At 63.1% G+C, this 23,138-nt stretch carries 18 protein-coding genes; 9 read left to right on the top strand and 9 right to left on the bottom strand.

Features of this window, described 5'->3' with window-relative positions; translation table 11 throughout:
- The first annotated feature begins 33 nt into the window (after positions 1 to 33).
- From QFW77_RS08315 to QFW77_RS08290, 6 genes are read left to right on the top strand one after another with little or no spacing between them, the layout of a single operon-like run.
- Complete coding sequence (locus QFW77_RS08315; protein WP_280574024.1) at positions 34 to 1,218, top strand: cystathionine gamma-synthase; 1,185 nt, start codon at positions 34 to 36, stop codon at positions 1,216 to 1,218.
- Entirely contained in the window at positions 1,215 to 2,009 is a 795-nt protein-coding gene (locus tag QFW77_RS08310; protein ID WP_280574023.1) for an ABC transporter permease, read from the top strand. The genes QFW77_RS08315 and QFW77_RS08310 overlap by 4 nt, the downstream gene beginning before the upstream one ends.
- A complete protein-coding gene (locus tag QFW77_RS08305) occupies positions 2,006 to 2,761 on the top strand; it encodes an ABC transporter ATP-binding protein (RefSeq protein WP_280574022.1) in 756 nt (251 codons plus the stop codon). Before QFW77_RS08310 ends, QFW77_RS08305 begins: the two co-directional genes overlap by 4 nt.
- 50 nt (positions 2,762 to 2,811) lie before the next feature.
- On the top strand, positions 2,812 to 4,506 hold the full coding sequence (locus QFW77_RS08300; protein WP_280574021.1) for a CgeB family protein: 1,695 nt from the start codon (positions 2,812 to 2,814) through the stop codon (positions 4,504 to 4,506).
- Positions 4,503 to 5,759 carry a UDP-N-acetyl-D-mannosamine dehydrogenase gene (gene wecC / locus QFW77_RS08295; protein WP_280574019.1) on the top strand — a complete coding sequence of 419 codons (1,257 nt, stop codon included), beginning with the start codon at positions 4,503 to 4,505 and terminating at the stop codon, positions 5,757 to 5,759. Before QFW77_RS08300 ends, wecC begins: the two co-directional genes overlap by 4 nt.
- On the top strand, positions 5,756 to 9,376 hold the full coding sequence (locus QFW77_RS08290; RefSeq protein ID WP_280574018.1) for an FkbM family methyltransferase: 3,621 nt from the start codon (positions 5,756 to 5,758) through the stop codon (positions 9,374 to 9,376). Before wecC ends, QFW77_RS08290 begins: the two co-directional genes overlap by 4 nt.
- Before the next feature lie 16 nt (positions 9,377 to 9,392).
- Here QFW77_RS08290 and QFW77_RS08285 read toward each other — a convergent pair whose 3' ends face one another.
- From QFW77_RS08285 to QFW77_RS08245, 9 genes are all read right to left on the bottom strand, one after another.
- Positions 9,393 to 11,774 carry a hypothetical protein gene (locus QFW77_RS08285; protein WP_280574016.1) on the bottom strand — a complete coding sequence of 794 codons (2,382 nt, stop codon included), beginning with the start codon at positions 11,772 to 11,774 and terminating at the stop codon, positions 9,393 to 9,395.
- Between the two features lie 187 nt (positions 11,775 to 11,961).
- Positions 11,962 to 13,398 carry a hypothetical protein gene (locus QFW77_RS08280; RefSeq protein ID WP_280574015.1) on the bottom strand — a complete coding sequence of 479 codons (1,437 nt, stop codon included), beginning with the start codon at positions 13,396 to 13,398 and terminating at the stop codon, positions 11,962 to 11,964.
- A 16-nt stretch (positions 13,399 to 13,414) separates the two neighbouring features.
- On the bottom strand, positions 13,415 to 14,362 hold the full coding sequence (locus QFW77_RS08275; RefSeq protein ID WP_280574014.1) for a glycosyltransferase family 2 protein: 948 nt from the start codon (positions 14,360 to 14,362) through the stop codon (positions 13,415 to 13,417).
- Positions 14,359 to 15,141 carry a hypothetical protein gene (locus QFW77_RS08270; protein WP_280574013.1) on the bottom strand — a complete coding sequence of 261 codons (783 nt, stop codon included), beginning with the start codon at positions 15,139 to 15,141 and terminating at the stop codon, positions 14,359 to 14,361. Before QFW77_RS08270 ends, QFW77_RS08275 begins: the two co-directional genes overlap by 4 nt.
- Before the next feature lie 143 nt (positions 15,142 to 15,284).
- On the bottom strand, positions 15,285 to 15,899 hold the full coding sequence (locus QFW77_RS08265) for a class I SAM-dependent methyltransferase (RefSeq protein ID WP_280574012.1): 615 nt from the start codon (positions 15,897 to 15,899) through the stop codon (positions 15,285 to 15,287).
- Between the two features lie 168 nt (positions 15,900 to 16,067).
- Entirely contained in the window at positions 16,068 to 17,183 is a 1,116-nt protein-coding gene (gene wecB / locus QFW77_RS08260) for a non-hydrolyzing UDP-N-acetylglucosamine 2-epimerase (RefSeq protein ID WP_345782117.1), read from the bottom strand.
- A gap of 70 nt (positions 17,184 to 17,253) precedes the next feature.
- Positions 17,254 to 18,192 carry an electron transfer flavoprotein subunit alpha/FixB family protein gene (locus tag QFW77_RS08255; RefSeq protein ID WP_280574009.1) on the bottom strand — a complete coding sequence of 313 codons (939 nt, stop codon included), beginning with the start codon at positions 18,190 to 18,192 and terminating at the stop codon, positions 17,254 to 17,256.
- Between the two features lie 97 nt (positions 18,193 to 18,289).
- Positions 18,290 to 19,036 (bottom strand): electron transfer flavoprotein subunit beta/FixA family protein, encoded by a 747-nt coding sequence (locus QFW77_RS08250; protein ID WP_280574008.1) that lies wholly within the window; start codon positions 19,034 to 19,036, stop codon positions 18,290 to 18,292.
- 98 nt (positions 19,037 to 19,134) lie between these two features.
- A complete protein-coding gene (locus tag QFW77_RS08245; RefSeq protein WP_280574007.1) occupies positions 19,135 to 20,046 on the bottom strand; it encodes an ATP-grasp domain-containing protein in 912 nt (303 codons plus the stop codon).
- A gap of 96 nt (positions 20,047 to 20,142) precedes the next feature.
- On the opposite strand from QFW77_RS08245, the gene QFW77_RS08240 reads away from it, so the two are divergent.
- From QFW77_RS08240 to QFW77_RS08230, 3 genes are all read left to right on the top strand, one after another.
- On the top strand, positions 20,143 to 20,874 hold the full coding sequence (locus QFW77_RS08240; protein WP_280574006.1) for a CoA transferase subunit A: 732 nt from the start codon (positions 20,143 to 20,145) through the stop codon (positions 20,872 to 20,874).
- Positions 20,875 to 21,017: 143 nt separating this feature from the next.
- The gene (locus QFW77_RS08235) at positions 21,018 to 21,650 is read left to right on the top strand and encodes a CoA transferase subunit B (RefSeq protein WP_280574004.1); all 633 of its coding nucleotides are present in this window, start codon (positions 21,018 to 21,020) and stop codon (positions 21,648 to 21,650) included.
- A 129-nt stretch (positions 21,651 to 21,779) separates the two neighbouring features.
- Complete coding sequence (locus tag QFW77_RS08230; RefSeq protein ID WP_280574003.1) at positions 21,780 to 23,117, top strand: UDP-glucose dehydrogenase family protein; 1,338 nt, start codon at positions 21,780 to 21,782, stop codon at positions 23,115 to 23,117.
- Positions 23,118 to 23,138 lie beyond the last annotated feature (21 nt).

The following is a 23,138-nucleotide window of genomic DNA, read 5'->3' as shown; positions in this document are numbered from 1 at the left end:
AATCCGCGCCCTGTTTTCATAGGATTTCCCCGAATGACGGACGACCGCCGCGCGGCCGACGCCGGGCCGGAACCCCGGGGGCTCGGCACCCTGGCCATCCACGCCGGCCAGTCGCCCGACCCCAGCACCGGCGCGGTGATGCCGCCGATCTACGCGACCTCCACCTACGCCCAGCGCAGCCCGGGCGAGCACCAGGGGTTCGAGTACTCGCGCAGCCACAATCCCACCCGCTTCGCCTATGAGCGCTGCGTGGCCGGCCTGGAAGGCGGCAGCCGCGGCTATGCCTTCGCCTCCGGCATGGCGGCGACCTCGACGGTGCTGGAACTGCTGGATTCCGGCAGCCACGTGATCGCCATGGACGATGTCTACGGCGGTACCTACCGGCTGTTCGAGCGGGTACGGCGGCGTTCGGCCGGGCTGGACTTCAGCTGGGTGGACCTGAGCGACGCGGCGGCGTTCGAGGCCGCGATCCGCCCCCAGACCCGCATGGTCTGGATCGAGACCCCCACCAACCCGCTGCTCAAGCTGGTCGACATCGCGCCGATCGCGGAACTCGCCCGCAAGCGCGGCCTGATCGTGGTAGTCGACAACACCTTCTGCTCGCCGATCCTGCAGCGCCCGCTGGCGCTGGGCGCGCACATCGTGGTGCATTCGGCCACCAAATACCTCAACGGCCATTCCGACATGGTCGGCGGCATGGCCGTGGTGGGCGACGACGCCGAACTGGCCGAGCAGCTGGCCTTTCTGCAGAACTCGATCGGTGCCGTGCAGGGCCCGTTCGACAGCTTCCTGGCCCTGCGTGGGCTCAAGACCCTGCACTTGCGGATGCGTGCGCACTGCGACAACGCGCAGGCGCTGGCCGAGTGGCTGGAGGGCCACCCGGTGGTCGAAAAGGTGGCCTATCCAGGTCTCGCCTCGCATCCGCAGCACGAACTCGCGAAGCGGCAGATGGATGGATTCGGCGGGATGGTCTCGATCTGGCTGAAGGGCGGATACGAGGCGGCGCAGCGTTTCTGCGAGCGGACCGAGCTGTTCACCCTGGCCGAGTCGCTCGGCGGGGTGGAGAGCCTGGTCAACCACCCGGCGGTGATGACGCACGCCTCGGTGCCGGAGCAGCGCCGCGCGCAGCTCGGGATCGATGCGAACCTGGTGCGATTGAGCGTGGGGGTGGAGGAGATCGAGGACCTGCAGGCCGATCTCGTCGGGGCTCTTGGATGAAGGGTAGGTCCCTGCTGGGAGATTACGCCGAGAGCCTGCGCCGGCCGGAGTTCTGGATCTACTCAACCTGGCTGGAGCTGGTCACCAAGTACCGCCGTTCCCGCCTCGGACTGTTCTGGGTGTTCCTGCCCCCGTTTCTCTACGCCTTCGTGGTGGGCGGATTCTTCGCCCGTCTGCAAGGGTACGACATTGCATCGTTCATCCCCCACATGGCAATCGGCTATGTGCTCTTCCGTTTCGTGACGGTGTCCCTCAACGAATCCACCACTACCTGCGCCCACCACGCGGCCTTCATCCTCGATGGCAGAGTCAGGCTGACGGACTACATGCTCAGGGTGATGGCGAAAGCCGGCTTCTATCTGGTATTCACGATTCCGGTCGTTGCGCTGGCCCTGTGGATCAGCCCGACGTTCGAACCGCTTGGCTTGGTGACGCTGTTGCCTTCGATGCTGCTGCTCTTGCTCAACGTGGGGTGGATGGCCGCGATCGTGGCCATCATCGGCGCACGGCTGACCGACGTGTACGAGTTCATCGGCAGTATCATGATGTTCGGATTTCTGTTCACCCCCATCATCTGGACCGCCGAACAAGTGCCTGCGGGAACGTTTCGGGGATCGGTGGCGCGGGCGAATCCGCTCTTTCATTTCGTCGAGTTGGTTCGTGCTCCCATTCTGGGAGAGTCCCTGGAGCCGTTCACCATCGCCTACGTCATCGGGTTGCTGGTCATCGGCTGGCTCGCGGCCGCGCTGGTCTATCGGCGGTACGCACGCTTCGTGCCGGTGTGGGTATGAAAGACGTCCATATCCGGGCCGACCGCATAGGCCTCGACTTGCCGGTCTACACCCAGGACCAGCGCAGTACTCGCGCCTCGCTGAGCCTGTTCCTCAAGGCCGCGTTCCTTCCGCCGAAGCGGGAGCTTCGCACCACGCTGGACGATGTCAGCTTCGAACTCTTGCCCGGTGACAGGGTCGGAGTGATCGGTCGGAACGGGGCCGGAAAGTCAACTCTGCTGAAGGTTCTGGTGGGCGCCTATCCGCCGTCGCGCGGAACGCTGAGCGTGGCCGGAACGCGGCAGGCGCTGCTGAATCTATCGCTTGGTTTCAGCCCCGAGGCGACTCTGGTCGAGAACATCATATTGCGGGCGATCGCCATGGGCCGAAAGCCCGCAGAGGCGGTGGGACTGGTCGATGATGTACTTGCGTTCGGCGAGCTCGAGGAAAAGGCCAACGACAGATTGCGTACTCTCTCCTCGGGGCAGAAAATGCGGCTGGGCTTCTCGATCGCCACCGCCAGCGAACACCAGATCCTCATCATGGATGAATGGATCGGTACAGGCGACGCTGCTTTCGTAGAGAAGGCAAAGGAACGCATGCGTTCACGGGTGGATAGCGCTCAGATCGTAATGTTGGCTTCGCACAACGCGCAGCTGCTGCGCAGCGTCTGCAATAAAGCGATCCTGTTGGAGAAGGGGCGGCTGGTCCAACTGGGGGAGGTCGACGAGGTGATCTCGACCTATCGAACGCTGATCAAACAGGAACCTTAGGGTGCAGGGGGCACATTCGGCAGCTGGTGGAGAGGGCCGGGAAAGCTCTCATGGTTGAACCTGGGTTGACAACCCGGGCTGCGGCCGCCATTGCCCGGCGTATCGTCCGCGTCGGCGACGCAATCAGCGCCTCCCGGATGAGCCCGGTCGATCCTAGGCACTTGCGGCCGGCAACCGACCTCCGGGTCGCAGTCGTCTGCGACGAGTTCACAGGCCTGGGTCTCGCACCAGAATGCGAGGCGACGTTCCTTTCCCCGAAGATCTGGCGGCTGCAGGTCCAGAAGACACGGCCGCAGCTGCTTTTCGTGGAGTCCTGCTGGTCCGGATGCGCCGGGCAGTGGCGGGGACTGGTGACCGGAGGCGGCGAAGTCGTCACCAGGCTCGTGCGATTCTGCCGCCATGCAGGTATCCCAACGGTCTTCTGGGCCAAGGAAGACCCGGTCCATCTCGACGATTTTCTGGCGACGGCGAAGTTGTTCGACTGGGTGTTCACAACGGACGCCGGCTCGATTTCGCGCTATCGACGCGAACTGCGACACGACCGCCTGGGGGTCATGACTTTCCCGGTCCAGCCCCGGCTGCACAACCCGCTCTCCTCGAGTCCTAGGGAGCGCGCTTCCTTCTTCGCTGGGGCGTGGTATGGCAATTTTCCCCGACGGTGCGCCGAATTCAGCGAGCTTGCCGAGGGACTCATGGATGCCGGCCCTTTTCATGTCTATCGCAGACCTGGACCACCGGAGATCGGAGATTATCCAGACAGATTCGCAGACGCACTTTATCCGGCAGTGGACTACGCGCGCATCGGAGATATCTACCGCCGCTACTCGATCGGACTGTCGATAAACACGGTAACTGACTCGCCCACCATGTTCGCCAGGCGGGCCGTGGAGATGCTGGCCTGCGGCACCACGGTGTACAGCAACCCTTGCCGCGCCCTCGGCGAGTTTTTCCCGGGGCTGGTAGAACAGTTCAGTCGGCGCGAGCGAATCGCCGAGAAGGCGCGGCGCGAGTACAGTGAACCTGCGTCCATGTCGCGCCGACTCACGCGTGCGCTGGGTGTGCGGGCCGCGGTGGGCAGGCACTCGTGGAGTGCCAGGCTGGCGATGCTGATCGGTCGCATCGCAGGGCGCGACGAACTGCGCCAGCCGGAGGTCGCCATGGTGGCGAGAGTTGCTGACGCGGGCGAGATGGCACGCCTGGCCGCCTTCTTGGAGTCGCAGCGTGGCGTGTGCGGAGAAGCCGTCGCCTGGGTTGCCGATGGGGTGGAGCCCTGCCGAGGTGTCCGTCGCCTCACCGCAGACCAGCTTTCGGCTCCGCTGAGCGAGCTGCTCGGTGGCGATACGCTACTAGGTTACTGGTCTCCAATGGACTGGTACGGTCCACATTATCTCCTCGACCTTTGTCTGGCGGCCGGCTCGTACGCCGGGAACGCGGTCGGGAAGGGGGCGTACTATCACTGGGACGGAGCGGCACTGGAGCAGCAGGGTACCGAAGCCGAGTACACCCATTGCGGGCCGATACCGCTGCGCAGATCCCTCGCCAGGGCCAGGGTATGGCCGGGCAACAGTACCCTGCAATCCATCGGTCTTGCCGAACAGGGTGGGCATGCCACGGATGCATATGTTTCCATCGATGCGTTCTCGTATGCGCAAGGTGGGAGCGGAGCTTCGATGCCCGCCTTCATGGCCGCGGAATATCCTTCGACCCGCGCTGATGTATGTCCTTCCAACTGGAGCAAAGCATGAAGATTTCCGTGATCGGCCTGGGCTACATTGGCTTGCCGACCGCGACCATGTTCGCGTCGCGCGGGGTCGAGGTGCTTGGGGTAGACACCAATTCGGTGGTGGTGCGCACCGTCAATGACGGCCGGATCCATATCGTCGAGCCGGAACTCGATGCACTGGTTTCGACCAGCGTTCAGCGCGGCTTTCTTCGCGCGGCGCTCGCCCCGGAGCCGGCGGACGCCTTCCTGATCGCCGTGCCGACTCCGTTCAAGGATGGGAACGAGCCCGACCTTGCCTATGTGGAAGCGGCCGCGCGCTCGGTTGCAAAGGTACTCGCCAGGGGTAACGTCGTGATTCTGGAATCGACATCCCCCGTTGGCGCCACAGAGCGTTTGGTCGAGTGGATGGCGACGGAACGTCCGGACCTGAGGTTCCCCGTAGAAAATGGGGGCGAAACAGACGTACACGTCGCCTACTGCCCGGAACGCGTCTTGCCAGGACACGTAGTGCGCGAATTGGTGGAGAACGATCGCGTGATTGGCGGGCTGACTCCCACCTGTTCCGAACGGGCAAAGGAGCTCTACCGGACCTTCGTCGAAGGCGAGCTCGTCACGACCAGCGCACGGACTGCGGAGATGTGCAAGCTCACCGAGAACGCATATCGCGACGTCAACATCGCGTTCGCGAACGAATTGTCCATCATCTGCGACGACCTCGGGATCGACGTGTGGGAGCTGATACGGCTGGCCAACCGCCACCCGCGTGTCGAGATTCTTCGGCCAGGCTGCGGGGTGGGTGGGCACTGCATCGCCGTCGATCCATGGTTCATCGTGTCGAAAAGCCCGCGCCAAGCGCGGTTGATCCGGACGGCGCGGGAGGTAAACGACGGAAAGCCGCACTGGGTGGTTCAACGCATCTTGGATGAACTGGCCGGTCTCTCGGTCGCGTCCGGGAGGGAGCCTGGGCAGATGCGCGTGGCGTGTTACGGGCTCGCCTTCAAACCCAACATCGACGATCTTCGCGAGAGTCCGGCCATCGAGGTGGTCTCTGAACTGGCCGGCGCGCTGAACTCCGAGGTATTCGTGGTCGAGCCGCATATCGAGACGGGCGCCAGTGAACTGCAGGGTGTCGAACTGGTGGGTTTGCGCCATGCGCTCGAGAGCGCCGACCTGAACGTGATCTTGGTGGCGCACGATGCCTTCAAGGAAGCCGGTCTGTTTGATGGAAGCGAAGTGCTTGACTTCACCGGAATACTTGGAGGGAAGGGACGATGACGGCATTCGAGCGGGCTCGCCGGGTCGGTACCACCGACGGATGCGGGAGTTATCTCCTCGTCCTTCCGGATGCGGAGACCGACTATCTGCAGAAGCTCATACACGAGTCCGGAAAGCCGTACGAGGAGGAGATGCTCCAGGACATGGCGGCCAGGATCGCGCCTGGCGACTTGGTCCTGGATGTCGGCGCCAACATCGGGAACCACGCGATCTATCTTGCGGCGATCGGGGGCGCGAGGGTCGTTGCATTCGAGCCGCAATCGGGGTTGGCGGAGGCGATCGTCGAGGCAGCCACGTTGAACCTGCTGGGACGCTTGGTAGATGTACGTGCTTGCGGGTTGGGGCGGTCCCGCGGGGTGGCGCGTATATCCCAGGACCGGCCAGACAACCTCGGTGCGCAGGCGCTCGCGATCGGAGAGGGCGATATCGAGGTCCTGCCGCTGGACGAGATCGAGTTCGACGCGCCTGTCGCGATGATCAAGATCGACGTCGAGGGAATGGAACTGGACGTGCTGGAAGGTGCCGCGAACCTGATAGCGCGAGATCGTCCGCTGGTCTATGTGGAGTCCCAAGACGAAGCGAGCTTCCGCCGTCTCTCTCGGTGGATGCTTCAGCATGGCTACGGGTATTGGGAGACGTTCAACGCCACCCCGACGCATCTTTTCCGCCCTATCGAGGCGTGCAAAACAGACGAGCGTTTCGAACGCCTCATGTCGCGGGAAGTGATCCAGGAGTACCGGTATCACGTGCTGCTGCGGCGTGCTCGCAGGTTCCAGCGCGCGGCCGAAGCCCGGGTGGTCGAGCTCGAGCGCAAGCTCTCCGATCCGCAGCCGGGGTCGCCAAGCAAGGCGGCCGTTCCGGTGGCGGACGCTGCGGCACTGGCTGCCGTGGACGAAAAGATCTCCGCCTTGACGTCCGCGTTCAACGAAGCGGGCAAGACGTTGTCCTCCGCGCTGCAGGAGCAGGCATCTCGCGAGGATCAGCGAGAGCGCGCCGGAACGATCGCGGTCGGGCGCCTTGAACAGGCGCTCGCCCGGGTGGAGGAACTGGCGTCCGGCAGGGAAGCGCAGATGCGGCGCGACCTGGAAACCTTCCACGCCGAGAAGATCGAGACGCTGCACCAGGAAGTCGAGCAACGCGGCAGGCAGATACGCCATCTGCGTCACGCGATGACGAGCCACGAGATTCGCAACAAAGAGTTGGAGGAAAGCACCGCCTTCCAGCTGGGACTGGCGTTGATCCGGGCAATGACGTCTCTGGATGGAGCGTTCAGGCTGCCGGTCAGGTTGCTTCGTCTTGCCAGGCGCGGAATCGCCAGGCGGCTCAACCCCGCCGTGGCCGGCGGCGCGACGAGTGAGATGCCAGCCAGGTTGCCCGACGATCTTTCATCGACGCTCCTGCAATGGATATCGAGCCAAGCGAGGGCGGACGACGCAGCTTCGATCCTGTACGCCGACATCAATCTCAACATCGTGGATGGATCCTCGGTCTGGCTGTCCACCATGGCTTCCATCCTCTGCTCGAGAGGCCCTTGCATTCTGGTGTCCAAGGTCCCGGTGACCCAGCCGGTCGTCCTGTCGAACGTGCGCAACCCCGAGAACCTAATTGTGCTCGATCCCTCGGTGTTCGCCGGCATGGTCCAGTTCAGTATGCAGGATGCGATCAAGGTGGTTCGCGAGGTCGATGCTCTCGTGCCGGGAACCAGGCGCGTGGTCGTGAGAGGCCTGGAGGCGGCCGATGCTCTGCTGGCGGATCGACAGTTCGATGGCCGGGCAGCGGTGTACCTCACCGATTTCTACTCTGTGCTTGCGGGCGAACGCATCTCGAGCGAGGCGCAGGTCGCCATGGTGCGCAGCTGCCTGGCGCACGCCGAGGCGGTACTGGTGCAGACGCCGGAAATAGAAGGGGTCCTGCGGAGCATCGCGGGCGAATACCGTTCGGTGGAACTGCCTCCAGTCGTGCCCGTCGACATGCCCCCGGTATCTCTTCGGCCGTCGCCGGATGATGGCGTGGTCCGGATAGGCTATGCCGGGAAGGTGAATTCCCGCTGGGGGGTGATCGAGCTGCTCGATTGGTCGGAGCGTGCCATCGCCGAGGGGCTGCAGATAGAACTGCACATCGTCGCCAACAAGATCAGCAACGGCCCCGAGCCGGGCTATGAGCACCTGCGTGGAGAGGTGCTCGACCGTATCCAAAGGCTTGGGGTGCGCCACTACACCGACTTCAACCGGCTGGCGTCGATGGAGTTGATGTCCCGGATGGACTTCGTCTGGTGCTACCGCCCCGCGAGATTCGAAGAGCTGACGATCGAACTCTCCACCAAGCTCGTCGAGATGGCTTCGCTGGGCGCGCGGTGTATCTGCCACCCGAGCGACATCAACCGCGTCACACTCGGGGAAGACTACCCGTTCTTCATAAGCGGCTACGACGGGTTCATGCAGATCGTGCGGGCGCCGCGATGGTGCGAACCCCCGATCGATCTATCCAGACGCATCTCGACGAAGCACGGCTTCGATGCCGTGGTGGAGCGGGTCGGGCCGCGACTTCTTCCGGACCCCGAGTGCCTTGATGGTCGTACCACCGTCATTGCGGGCCATGACATGAAGTTTATCGACGCCTTCGTCTCGCGTTCGAAGGCAGCTGGCCATCGCATTCTATGCGACAGATGGGATTGGGGGAGAAGTAGGGACGAAACGACGAGTGCGGTGCTCGCCGGCCGCGCGGATGTCCTGTTTTGCGAATGGGGGCTGGCGAACGCAGCATGGGCGTCGAAGCACCTGCCCGAGGGCAAACGACTGGTGGTTCGCGTGCATGCGCAAGAGGTGCGGGAACGCGCCAGGAGGTTTGGCGCCGAGATCGACGCAAAGGCAGTGGATGCGTTCGTCTTCGTTTCGGACACGATCCGCGAGAGGGCCCTCGAGCTCTGGGGCTGGCCTGAGGAAAAGACTCATGTGATTCCCAACTATGTCCTCGACCAGGAGTACACACTGGAGGGCAGGCTGCTCAACGAAGAAAGAGTGGTGCTCGGGATGGTCGGCATTGTGCCGACGCTCAAGCGCTTCGACAGGGCATTGGATCTGCTCGCGGCGCTGGTCGAGCGGGGCGTGGATGCGCGACTCGAACTGAAAGGCCATCGCCCGGAGACGCTCGAGTTCATGCAGGCACCGGGTCGACGCGACGAGCTGGAGTTCTACCACCGACAGTATGCCCGTATCGACAGCGACCCGCGGCTGCGGGACCGGGTCGGGTTCGCGCCCTGGGGGAACGACGTTGCTCGCTGGTACAAGGGCATCGACGTGGTGCTTTCATGCAGCGAGTCGGAATCGTTCCACTATGCTCTTGCCGATGGCGTGCTCAGCGGGTGCTTCCCCGTGGTCTGGCCTTGGCCAGGAGCCGAGCGCGTCTACGCCGGCGAGTGGGTGGTGGAGGATGTTGCGCAAGCATGCGATCGGGTGCTGGGTTTCATTGGAATGAGCCTCGCGGAGCGCGATGCCGTGGCCCGCGAGAATCGGGCGATTGTCGTAGGTCGCTATGGCTTCGACAGGATCGCGAATGAACTGCTCGGGTTGCTGGACGCTGGACAGCAGCGCGGGGGAGAGCCAGCTCATGTCCGATGAGCGAAGCCCAGCACTGCTACTGTTGCCGCGCTCTTCCTTCTCCTCGTGGACGGATCGTGATCGTGACCGTGCCTGCAGCCGTGGGATCAGCAGCGGGCGGCAGCTCCGGTGAGGAAAGGTCCAGCGAGGTATAGGTTCCGTATTCCGTCTGCTTGGGCTGCATTCGTGCTATCTGGTATCCGTTGATCTGGATGTCGGCCTGCCAACGATCGCGAACGATGCGCAGTGTTTGCCCGTCTTCGACGCGGGAGACGTCGCCCGGCAGCTCGAAATGGGCAAAAAGCACCTGCCCATCGTTGCGGGTGTCGATGAAGTCCGCGATGCGTACACGCGCGATTCCTTCGGGACTGGTTTGCAGCTTCCACTCCCTGAAGCTGTTCGACCCGCTGTTCAGGCGGGCCCGCGCGCTACACGTTCCTTCCGTACCGGCTTGGTTCTGTATCTCGCCGTTGATCGTTCTGGAAGGACAGTCTTCAGTGGAATCCGAAAAGCAGCCTGGATACTGGTCGACAACGCGTTCGATCCAGGCGGTGCTGTGGCGCGTGGCCTGGCGGTGCCTGCCTGGGTCTCCGTCGAGCCGTTCGCCAATGATCACGTCGCCATCAAGTGCCAGATAGACCGAACCCAGGTCCCAGTCCTTGTTGTGTGTGAAATGCAAACGAGTGGAGGAGATGGCGGATTGCAGCAAGCCCATTCCAGTATCAACTCTTCCGGCGGCGATTCCCAGCCCGGAATGGAAGCACTCCAGTGCTGATCCAGAGGAGAGGTGGGTGCCGGCGTCGGGATGCGAATCGGAGCCGACTTCGGTTGCGGCACCGTCGCTGCTGAGAAATACGAACGCCGGATTTCCCTCCATTCCGTAGAGGCCCTTCTCGACGGAATCGTGCAGCGCCGGATATGCCCGGCTCAGCACTTCCAGTGAATCCTTGCGCCACACCGAGGTGCCACAGCAATCGCCGAACGGCACCAGAGCTCCACCATCGGGTGTGGTGAGAAAATGCGAGGCGGCGGCGATTTCGGAAAGTGATACATCTCCGTACAGTTGGGAGAAAGCCGCCGGGAACGTTTCGCCGAAGCACTGCTGCCGAGTGAAGACCGCCGGGAACGACTCCAGGACAAAGACCTGCAGATAAGTGAAGGACTCCGCGTACACTCCGTTGAGGAACGAGCCCTCGGCGACCTTGCGGAATGACGCTCGCAGGTCCGCCGCAAGTTCGTCCTCCCTGCACTGGTTGGCGAGTAGCTGAGCTGCATAGCCGTTGCCGAGAATGATCCCGCCGTGGTTGTTCGAGCGTTTGATCCAGTGCCCCGCGCGCTCATGAAAGAGTTCGTTGCGCAGGTACTGCTCACCCAGTATCCGGTACGCCGGAAGTACAGCTTCGGAAGTCTCGCCCCAATTCGCGCCATCGGCCAAGTGCGCTAGAAGCATCACGGCATAGGGAAGATACCCGTTCGCCCAGTTCCCCTTGTCCCATGCGGAGAACCCCGTATTCAAAGGAAGCGACCCAGCCGGCGCCGTGGCGTCGTAGGTCCGCCAGTTCGGCCACTGCGCAAGCTGCAGCGCCATGGCGCCGGCAACTGCCGGTGCACGTTTTCTGATGGTGGCGCAGTCATCAGGAGTTGTGGATCGCTCCTGAGCACACAGGATAAAGCCCGCATAGAGATTGAGCGCCGTATGGTAGATCGTTTTCGACATCCGTTCCCAAGCGAGGACTCTGCGCGGGGCGGGTGCTTCTCTCGTGAGGCTGCCGTTGCTCTCCATCCAATCGCGCCGCCCTGAGGAATCGATCATCTGGAGGTTAAAAAGATGAGCTTCTGGGGTGCGCGAATGTAAGGCAATTTCCTTGGGAAAGTTGCCCGCCTCATCGCTAGTGACACATCGCTGATTCAGGCAGAGTCGAAGGTGCCCCCGCGCGCGCGCAACACGAAGCGACGCCAGCCCTTGCTCGGGTCGACGACGCGGGGCCGTAATGTTCGCCCATTTCCACGAATTCACGAATGAGATTTGAATGTCGTTGCCGCCTCGAACGTGCCCGACAAGATCTCCGTCGACCACGACATCAAGCAAAATTTTCTCGGGCGTCTGGGAGGGAACATTGAATTCAACATAGAAGAAATCTTTCAGATCTGCGGACAAACGCTCGAAAGCGGGCATCGCGATCCCGGGGCTGGGCATGGCTAGGTATCTGAGCGACGAATAGTGTCCGTGGAAGCTCTGCAAATCCTCCGAGTCGTAGGCGCGAATAGCATCCGAAGCGTTGGCTATGATTTCGTCGCGCTGGGAGTGCGATTGCCCTCCCGGTTGGGCTCTGGTGTCGCTATGGGAAGGAGAAAGACTTGGCAGAGCGAGTACGATCGCCAAACAGAGCAGAAGCAGAAAAATCAGCGGCTTGAACATAGGTAATCCAAAAAAGATCTCATCAACGGCCACGTGGCTAAGTGTGGGACAAGGTGGGTGCCGGGGGAATGCACGGATACTGGTCTATTCGCCAAATTGGCGCGCATCCAGCCTCACCAATGAGCAGTCGCGACACGAGGACTCGCCACGGCTTGTCGGTTGTCAGGCAAGATGGACCATGCGGGGGCTAGACGCTCGCGCGTTCGTCGTAGGCACTATTCCGTGCAGTCTCGGCACGGTGGGCCATTCGCGACAACACTCTCTCCATCATCACGAACACGCAAGTCCAGCCCAGCAGGATCACCCAGTGCATATAGCGATAGCTTTCGATAGGAGCGGTGAAGAACAAGGCGACGGATAAGCCCAAGCCGCTCAAGCCCATAAAAAATGGGACCTTGCCGCGGCCGCGACCAAGTACTAGCGATCCCGCGCCGACCACCAGAGAAACTGCGAGCCACCACGCGGGCGAGTATAGACGCACAAGCCGTCGCTCGAGAAAGATATGCCGAAGCTTTGCCTGAGCCGCGCTACTGGATTCCGTACCGAGATAACTCGGATTGAGGACATAGCTATGGTTGGCCCAGGCTTCGATATCGCATAGTTGCAGAAGACAGAGGAAAGTGTCCAAACGATGAGCTAGGTAAGCCCTCAAATTTCTTGCTAGCAGATCCCCCCATGCTGACCTGACTGCTGCTGCGTCATGATCCCGATCGTAAACGACAATATCGAATGGGACGTTGGTACGTCGCGAGCTTCTCAGTACGCCATTGGCGTCACTCGGACGGTAGCTGCGTTCAAGTTGCCGCATAAACTGCGCATGCGGCCGGGAGCTGACTTTCGAGTGCGAGGTTAGGAAGTAAGCGGCTTCATCCTGTGGATCCGATGAGTTTGTGATTATGCCTGCAATATCATGCAAGAGGATCGATGTCGTTGGGTGCGTAGGAGATGCGACCGAGCGAACAAGAATGCCGTTCGCCAACCACAAAGCAAACGCGATTACTAAACCACCAAGGCATGAAAGTAGCAGTTTCAGATAGCCATCTCTGGTGGGTAGCAGGAAATAGCAACCCCCAGCGAGCAGGCCGGCAGTCGCAGATACAGCGTTGTGGCGAAATGCGGTAGCAAGCAAACAGCAAACTACCAGAGATGCGAACGCGCGTAGTCGTTCGGCCGACGTTGTCACGGTGGTTATCCCATATAGATATCCAAGCCCCAGCAATAGGAGCCCGGACATCCAAACATCCTTCCAAATCATGCCGATCAGAGCCATCGCTGGCGGGAACAAACCAAATGCGAGAACTGTCACCCAAGCAGGAGCGAGTCGGTTGATTCGAGGAAACCCCTCCCTGCATAGCTTCGTTACTGCCCACGCATATAGCAGCGCCTGACTGACGAGCATAAGTAGGGGGCCTCTAATGATGGCGTCCAAGTAGCGCCAGATCAGCGCCATGATCGGAGGATGCCAGTCGGTCAGTTCAAGGCTCCGCGCCTGATCGAGCGCCGCCTCGCTGTCTTTGGTCATCACCCCGGGGAAGAAGGTGACTACGATCAGAAACGACAGCAGGCCGATGCCGGCTATAACAGACGAAGTACGGAGCAAGTCTGGAGGAGGTCGTGTCATCATTCGCTTCCTTGCACCGCTAGTTACGACCTTCCTGCTCTATAGTGCGCAGCTTGTAGTGGATCTTTTCAAGAAGCTTGCGATTTGTAGCGATGAGTTCCGCGAGAAAGCCAAGCATCACCAACAAAGTGCCAAGGACCAGGCACATGGATGCGAATACAACGGACTGAATATGGCCGGCCCCATCGGCTGTCAGAAAAAAGTATAAAAAGCGGATTCCAGCAACCAGCCCTAGCCCTATGAGTATTCCACCCGGCCACATGAACAACGCCAGCGGGCGATAGATCGCAAATACGCGAAGGATGGTGACAAGAGACCGGGAGACATAGCTGGAGATACTCTTTACGAGTCGCGAGGGGCGCAGATCGCCATTGGTGCGTACAGGCACGGAGAGTACGCGGAGGTTGCTGTGCCCGGCTTGTATGATCGTCTCAAGAGTGTAGGTGTAACTGGAGAAAACACTCAATCGCATGGCCGTATCTCTAGAAATGGCTCGAAAGCCACTCGGTGCGTCCGTCACCTCGGTCCTGCTGGCGATCCTCACGGCCCAGCTTCCAAGACGTTGCAGTTTCTTCTTGAGCCAAGAGAAATGGTCCGTCTGGTCGATCGGACGTTCACCGATTACCATGTCTGCAGTTCCATCGAGCACCGGTTGAGTCAGCTTGGGGATGTCACGGGCATCATATTGATTGTCGGCGTCGGTATTGACTATAAGATCTGCATCCAAGCGAAGACATGCATCCAGCCCGCTCATGAAAGCGACTGCCAAACCGCGATTTACCGGGTGACGCACAACATGATCCACTCCGCAAGCACGCGCCACATCGACGGTGCTGTCCGTCGACCCGTCGTCAACGATCAGCCACTCGACCTTCTTGAAGCCTTTTACCTCACGTGGGAGTGCTCGCAGGCTTGTAGCGAGCGTCTCGGCTTCATTCCAGCATGGGATCTGGATAATAAGCTTCATCTGCCGGCATCCTCTCTCTTGTTGTCTGGCCTTGAGACGCGATAGCGTGAGCCGATCAAACTGCCGGCGATAAACGCGACGAAATCCCCGCCAAGGGTGATAAGTCGAAATAGTACGATGGACGCAGCGACAGCTGCCTCCTGGGGACTATGGCCGGCACCAATTGTCAGCGCAGCTTCCCTGACCCCCGCACCAGCAGGCGGTCCGGGAATGATGAAGCCGACGACCCAAGCAGCTGCAGCCGAGCCGACTACAGCTACGAGGTCGGGCGGTGACCCAGTGACCCATGTCAAGGAGAATACATAAAGGACGCCGAACATGAGAAAAAAGGTCAGGTAGCAGGCACAGACTGCAGCGACCGTTGCAGTGGGCATACGAGGAAGCCAACGCAATCTGGGTGCGAGCCGGCCGGGTAGCGAGACGGCAAAAGCAGCAATCAACGGAAACGCACCGAGCCACTTGGGAAGCGACGGCCACGCAGGAACCGCGTCCGCCAACGCCACTGTCCCCGTGGCGATCGCTAGTGCTCCCCCGCAACAAAGAAGCAGGTAGATCTCGGCGAATGCGGCTCCGACGAGGCCTTGGTGGCTTGCGCCAGCGGCAGCCCCCATGCCGTGCCGCGCTGCATATTGAAAGATGTTGCCTGGAAGATACTTCGCGAATTGCCCCACTAGGTAGCTTGCCATGAGCGCCAGAGGTTCCGCACGCCCGGCATCCACGCGCAACATGCGCAGCCAAGCCAACGCCAGTACGAATACCGCGAGGGCGTAGGTGATCATACTGCCAATCAGGAAGCCCGCGGTTGCGCTCGCGGAGCGATCCGGTACAGCCAAGCCTACCTGCGCGACATGACGTATGAAGAAGACCAAACACGCCAAACTCAGGATCCAACCGGCGATTCTCGCGAGCTTCTTAAGGGGCATTAACGTCTGGGGCGGCAAAGCGCCATCGTCCAGGGGAGAGGTCGGCGTAGTTCTACAATTTCAAAGCGACGTTCAAGGAGGGCAACGAAGGCTCCGCTCGACCAGTGCTGGTAGTGACCAGGCGTGTTTCCGAAGTCTCGCCAGTACTTACCGCGCGCCATGTTCAGGATCCTCCATAGTGGCTCGCGCGGCACGCTCGCGATCAGGTATTGGCCGCATACAGAAGCAAGCTTGTCGATCGCGACGTTCGGTTCGTCCAAGTGTTCGAGGACTTCACAGCAAATCACCAAATCCGCACTGTCCCGCTCAGGCACGAGTTCATAGATACTGTCCGTGCGAAGGTCAACACGATTGGACAACTCCGCTGCCGCAATACGCCTTTCCGCCTCTGCTACGACATTGGGGGAGATGTCGAACGCACGGATGCGAGCGCCAGTGCATTGGGCGGCCCGAATAGTAAGTTCGCCTTCTCCACACCCGGCTTCCAGAGCAGTCGCGCATCCCCCGACGCGCTGGAGCAGCGTGTCGAATGAATCCAGAAATCCCGTCATGAGCCAACGCGCAAGTGGGTTCTTGGTGTGGTACTTATCGTAGAAATTACCGGCTGGTTGCATGTCAGCGTCCAATTGTGACCGGCAGCCTTATGCCGCCGGTTCATGCGCGGAGTTGCCGAAGCATCTCCCTTCTAGTGTTTCCTGAATCCAACTTGTGTCTTCGGCGAGATGTGCCGACTCCGATAACAACAAGCAGAGTTCATATTATGGGTGTGGATACCGATTCGTTTAGCTTAGGAGAAATCCCGCGACCACTTGGCCGATGCGACGAGCGGCTTCCCCATCACCGTAGGGGTTGTGCGCTTGAGCCATCGACTGGTACCTCGGAATGTCATCGAGCAGTCGCACGGTTTCGGATACGATGCGCTCACGGGAGGTGCCGACCAGGCGCACGGTACCCGCATCCACCGCCTCCGGTCGTTCTGTAGTCTCTCGCATTACCAGTACCGGTTTGCCCAATGACGGCGCTTCTTCCTGAACGCCTCCCGAGTCGGTAAGGATCACGTGAGCACGAGACATTAGATAGACGAAGGGAAGGTAATCCTGTGGCTCGATGAGCCTTACCCTGGGATGACGCGAGAGGATACGGTTTGCCGGTTCGCGCACGTTCGGATTCAAATGTACCGGATAAAGCACTTGCACATCCTCTCGGGCAGCGATGTCGGTCAATGCAAGGCAGATCTGCTCGAAACCGTGCCCAAAGCTCTCGCGGCGATGGCCGGTCACCAGGATGAGCCGCTTGTCAGGATTGATAAACGGAAACTGACAGGCCAGCCGCGTCGCTAAATCTGGCCGCTCCTCAAGCCGAGCGACCACGTCGAGTAGAGCGTCGATGACTGTATTGCCCGTTATGTGAATTTGCGATTCGTCGATGCCCTCGGCCAGCAAATTGCGCGCGGCCCGCTCGGTAGGCGCGAAATGCAGTTCTGCCAGAGGAGCGGTGAGCCGACGGTTGGCCTCTTCCGGCCAAGGTGAATGGATGTCTCCAGTCCGTAGACCCGCTTCAACGTGTCCTACAGGGATTTTGGAATAGAGTGCGGCGAGTGCGGCGGCCAGAGTAGTGCTGGTATCGCCGTGAACTAAAACCAGATCGGGACGGTGTTCCGCGAGTGCACTCGACATACCTTCGAGGATACGGCCGAAAACCTGGGGCAGCGTCTGGCCGTGACGCATTACGTCGAGATCGATGTTGGGTGCGATCTCGAAAAGCGTTAACACCTGATCGAGCATCTCCCGATGCTGCGCAGTTACTGCGACCAATGTATCAATACCCGAGATAGCGCGGAGTACCGCTACCACCGGGGCCATCTTGATTGCTTCCGGTCTGGTGCCGAAAACGACCATAACCTTTTTTGGGATCATATGGTTGCCACGAGGTCGGAGGTCGTCGATGCGGACGAGTCGCTTCCCGAGGTCAAAGTGCCGCTTCGAGCTCGGGGAGTACCTTAAACAGGTCCCCCACCAGCCCGATATCCGCGATCTCGAAGATCGCCGAATCCGGATCCTTGTTGATCGCGACGATGGTGCCGGCGTCCTTGATCCCTGTCAGGTGCTGGATCGCCCCGGAGATGCCGATGGCGATGTACAGCTCGGGAGCGATGATCTTGCCGGTCTGTCCTACCTGCAGCTCGTTGGGCACGTAGCCGGCATCGACCGCGGCGCGGGAGGCGCCGACCGCCGCGCCGAGCTTGTCGGCGAAGTCGAAGATGATCTTGAAGTTCTCCTCCGAGCCGACCCCGCGGCCCCCGGAAACCACGCGCTTGGCGCTCTGCAGGTCGGGGCGGTCGGAACTGCCGGCCGCCAGCTCGACGAAGCGGGTGTGTGTGGGCAGCTCCGCATCGACGTCTGCGGCTTCGATGCTGGCGCTGCCGTCGCGCGCTGCCTCGCGCCAGGAGGCGGTGCGCACGGTCGCCACCACCGGGCGGTCGGTCGGGGCCTTCACCGTGATGATCGCGTTGCCGGCGTAGATGGGGCGGGTGAACTCGTGGCTGGACTCGACCGTCATCACATCGGACACCTGGGCGGTGCCGAGCAGGGCCGCCACCACCGGCATCAGGTCCTTGCCGAAGGTGGTGGAGGGGCCGAACACGTGGCTGTAGTCCCCGGCGAGTTTCGCCACCTGCGGCCCGAGCACCTGGGCGAGCGGATGGGCATTGGCCTGGTCGGCAACGGTGAGCACCTTGCGCACGCCGGCGAGCTTGGCCGCCTCGGTGGCCACGGCGGCGGGATCGGCCGCGAGCACGACGACGTCGATGGCGTCGGGCGAAAGCGCCTGCGCGGCCGCCACGCACTTGGCGGTCGAGCCGTTGAGCCGGCCGTCGAGGTGTTCGGCGACGATGAGGACGTTGGACATTCGGTATCTCCGTGAACGGTTCGGGCGGGTCGCGTCAGCGTGGTGCTTCGCGCCCTCGCCCCTGGCCTCTCCCGCGGGAGAGGGGGCCGGAAGCAGGCTACAGCAGCCCCTTTTCCTTCAGCATCGCGACCAGCTCGGCCGCGTCCTTCACCATCACGCCCTTGCTGCGCTTCGGCGGCGCGGCATGGGCGGTGGTTTCGAGGAAATCGCCGGACTCGACGCCGAGGTCGGCGAACGGAATCGTCTCCAGCGGCTTGCTCTTGGCCTTCATGATGTCCGGCAGCTTGATGAAGCGCGGCTCGTTCAGGCGCAGGTCGGTGGTCACCACCGCGGGCAGATCGACCTCGAGCGTCTCCAGCCCGGCGTCGACCTCGCGGGTCACCGTGGCCTTGCCGTCGGCGATCTCGAGCTTCGAGGCGAACGTGGCCTGCGGGCGGCCCCACAGCGTGGCCAGCATCTGGCCGGTCTGGCTGGCGTCGTCGTCGATCGCCTGCTTGCCGAGGATCACCAGGTCCGGCTGCTCCTTCTCGATCAGCTTGAGAAAGGTGCGGGCGGCGGTGAGCGGCTGCACCGGCTGGTCGGCGACCACGTGCACGGCGCGGTTGGCGCCCATCGCCAGGCCGTTGCGCAGGTGCGCCTGGGCGTCGGCCGGGGCGATGGTGGCGACCACCACCTCGCTCGCCACGCCCTGGTCGCGCAGCCGCAGCGCCTCCTCCAGGGCGATATCGTCGAACGGGTTCGGCGAGAGCTTCACGCCGTCGGTGACCACGCCGGAGCCGTCCGGCTTGACCTGGATGCGGACGTTGTAGTCCACCACGCGCTTGTAGCCGACGAGGATCTTCATCGTTGCGGGGGTTCCTTTGGATGCGGCGGCCAGCGGCCAGCCTGGGTGCAGAACCCCTGGATTTTACCGGTTCGGCAGGGGCGGGCGCGAATCCGCCTTCACAGGCCGGTTTCCAGCCTGGCGACCAGGGCGGCCACCAGGCGCGCGGCCGCGCCCGGCGCCTGCGGCAGGAACAGCGAGGGCTCGGTGAGTTCGAGCTCGAGCAGCCGGGGGGTGCCGTCGGCGGCGGCGATCAGGTCGACGCGGGCATAGGGCAGGGGCGCTTCGAGCGCGAACCGGCGCCGGAGAGCGTCCAGCGCCGTGTCGGCCAGCTGGCGCTGCGCCGGCGAGGCCTCGGCGGGCGTGATCGTCTCCGGCGCCAGCGGCGCGCCGTCGGCGTCGCAGCCCTGGCCGAGCAGCGCCGCCTTGCGGGCGGCGTGGCTGAACGTGCCGCCCAGATACACCAGGGCGGTTTCGCCGTGGCGGTCCACCTCGGCCAGGTACGGCTGCAGCAGCACGCTGCGCCCCGCGTCGAGCAGGCGCGCGAGGTGGCCGGCCGCCGCCACTTCCTGCTGCGCGGTGTGGCGCTGCGCATCGCGCGCGCCGGCGCCGACCGCCGGCTTGACGACGAATCCGTCGTCGTGGCCGCCGCCCTCCAGAAATGCCTGCAGCGCCGGTATCGGCTCGGCATCCGGTTCCACGAAGGTGCAGGGAATGACCGGCAGTCCATCCGCCGCCAGGTCGGCCAGGTAGTGCTTGTCGGTATTCCACTCCAGGATCGGCGCAGGGTTGAGCAGGCGGGTGCACGCGGCCACCCGTCCGCACCAGTCGAGGAATTCTGCGCGCCGCAGCGCGTAATCCCAGGTCGAACGCAGCAGCACCAGGTCGAAGCGGGACCAGCCGACGCTGGGGTCGTCCCAGGCCAGGGCCTGCGCGTCGAGCCCCGCCCGGGCGCACGCCTCCAGCAGCAGCGGCATGTCGGGGTCGTGGCCGGTCGTGGCGACGGCTGTGGCGAGGGCGATCCGGGGCATCCGGCAAGTCTACCGGCGCGCCCCTGTCCGAAGGTACGGTCGGCGGCGCCGGCACCAGGCGGTAGACTGTGCGCTTTCCGCCCGAGGAGCCGCCCGATGGCCGAGGCCGTTGCCCCGTCTACCGATGCCCGGAACAAGCTCTACCCCGATGCGGCTGCCGCGCTGGATGGCCTGGTCGCCGATGGCCAGACCCTGGCAGTCGGCGGGTTCGGCCTGTGCGGGATTCCGGAAGCCCTGATCGCCGCGCTGCGCGATTCCGGCGCCAAGGAGCTGACGGTGATCTCCAACAATGCCGGCGTCGACGGCTTCGGCCTCGGCCTGCTGCTGGAGACCCGGCAGATCCGCAAGATGGTGTCCTCCTACGTCGGCGAGAACAAGGAATTCGAACGCCAGTTCCTGGCCGGCGAACTCGAGCTCGAGTTCAATCCGCAGGGCACCCTGGCCGAACGGCTGCGCGCCGGCGGCGCGGGCATCCCCGCCTTCTTCACCCGGACCGGCTACGGCACGGTGGTGGCCGAGGGCAAGGAGACCCGGCAGTTCGGCGAGCACCACTACGTGATGGAAACCGCGCTCACCGCCGACCTGGCGCTGGTCAAGGCGTGGAAGGCCGACCGCGCCGGCAACCTGGTGTTCCGCAAGACCGCGCGCAACTTCAACCCCGCCTGCGCCACCGCCGGCCGGGTCTGCGTGGCCGAGGTGGAGGAGGTGGTGGAGACCGGCGCGCTGGACCCGGACCACGTGCACCTGCCCGGCATCTACGTCGACCGCATCGTCCACAACCCGACGCCGGAAAAGCGCATCGAGCAGCGGATCGTGCGCGAGGCCTGAGGCCGGACGCCGGACCAGGCGGCGACGCCTGCCGGCATCCGCTGAAACGCCAGCCACCGGCATGGATGGCCGCCTGGAGCGGATCGACCGCCGCGCCGCCGCGACAAAGGCGACAACCCCCGAACAGGATGGAGAACCGACCAATGCCCTGGAACCGCGACCAGATGGCCCGCCGCGCCGCGCAGGAGCTGACCGACGGCGCCTACGTCAACCTCGGCATCGGCCTGCCGACGCTGGTGGCCAACCACCTCCCGGACGGGGTGGACGTGTGGCTGCAGTCCGAGAACGGCCTACTCGGGATCGGCCCGTTCCCGACCGAGGAAGAGGTCGACGCCGACCTGATCAACGCCGGCAAGCAGACCGTCACCGCGCGCAGCGGGGCGAGCTATTTCGGCAGCCACGACTCCTTCGCGATGATCCGCGGCGGACACGTCGACCTAGCGATCCTCGGCGCGATGCAGGTCACCGACAAGGGCGATCTGGCCAACTGGATGGTGCCGGGCAAGATGGTCAAGGGCATGGGCGGGGCGATGGACCTGGTCGCCGGCGTCAAGCGCGTGGTGGTGCTGATGGAGCACGTGGCGAAGGACGGCAGCCACAAGATCCTGCCCGAATGCAGCCTGCCGCTGACCGGTGTCGGCGTGGTGGACCGGATCATCACCGACCTGGGCGTGCTCGACGTGACCCCCGAGGGGCTGAAGCTGGTGGAACTGGCGCCGGATGTCGCCGAGGACGAGTTGCGCGCCAGCACCGGCGTCCCCGTCGCCTCCCGCTAGCGCTGCCTGGCGGCACGTTTGTCCGCGCCCACGGTGCACTGCGAGAAGCGCCTTCGAGGCGGTACGGGCGCCGGCCCCGGCCGAGGTCCAGATAGACTATCCCCCTGACCGCAGTCGGAAACCAGATCGATGAAAGTGAGCATCTTCGGGACAGGCTATGTGGGCCTGGTGACCGGCACCTGCCTGTCCGAGATCGGACATGACGTGACCTGCGTGGACGTGGACGAGGCCAAGATCGAGGGGTTGAGGCAGGGGCGCCTGCCGATCTACGAGCCCGGGCTGGACTCGATGGTCGTCAGGAACGGCAGCGATGGCCGGCTGCACTTCACCACCGACGCCGCGGCAGCGATTGCAGGTGCTGAGATCGTTTTCATCGCCGTGGGCACTCCGCCGGACGAGGACGGCAGTGCCGACCTGCAGTACGTGCTGAGGGTGGCGAAGACCATCGGCGCCAACCTCCGAACGTCCGCGATCGTGGTCAACAAATCCACTGTGCCGGTGGGCACCGCGCAGTTGGTGAGGGGCGCCATCGCCGGCGAGCTTTCGCAGCGTAAGGTCGAGATCGACTTCGAAGTCGTGTCGAATCCAGAATTCCTGAAGGAAGGAGATGCGGTCAACGACTGCATGCATCCCGACCGGATCGTCATCGGTGCGACCGCGGATGCTGCCGTGGATAAGCTCAAGCGCCTCTATGCGCCGTTCGTCCGCAATCACGACCGCTTCGTGGTGATGGACGTGCGCTCAGCGGAGCTGACCAAATATGCGGCGAACGCCATGTTGGCGACCAAGATCAGCTTCATGAATGAAATCTCCAACATCGCCGAGCGCGTCGGCGCGGACATCGAGATGGTCCGCCGTGGCATCGGTTCGGACCCCCGAATCGGGTGGCAATTCATCTACCCCGGGGTCGGGTACGGCGGGTCATGTTTCCCCAAGGACGTGCAGGCCCTCGCTCGCACCGCGCAACAACACGGCTACCGCCCGCAACTACTGGACGCGGTGGAAGAGGTCAACGAACGCCAGAAGGCGCACCTGTTCGAGCTCATCCATCGACACTTCGACGGGCAATTGTCCGACCGGACCGTGGCGATCTGGGGGCTGGCCTTCAAGCCCGACACGGACGATATGCGTGCCGCATCCAGCCGGCGGCTGATGGAACAGCTTTGGGCGGCGGGCGCGCGGGTCCGGGCCTATGATCCCGAGGCGATGGATGAGGCGCGGCGAATCTACGGAGAACGCGTGGACCTCGTGCTTTGCGACTCGATGGAGGAAGCCTTGCGCGGCGCCGACGCGCTGGCCGTGGTGACCGAGTGGCGGCAGTTCCGCAGCCCCGACCTGGCCGCATTCAGGACGCTCGGCGATGCGGTGGTCTTCGATGGACGCAACGTCTACGACCCCGACGAGCTGGAGCAGGCCGGCATCGCCTATTACGGAATCGGGCGCGGCCGTTCGGTCACCGGCGGATAGCGACCGTGAGCGGCCGGCCGG

The sequence above is a fragment of the Luteimonas endophytica genome, from assembly GCF_029887875.1.
GTDB lineage: Bacteria > Pseudomonadota > Gammaproteobacteria > Xanthomonadales > Xanthomonadaceae > Luteimonas > Luteimonas endophytica.
Note: the sequence above shows the minus strand (reverse complement) of the source record. Positions and strands in the feature narration are given on the sequence as shown.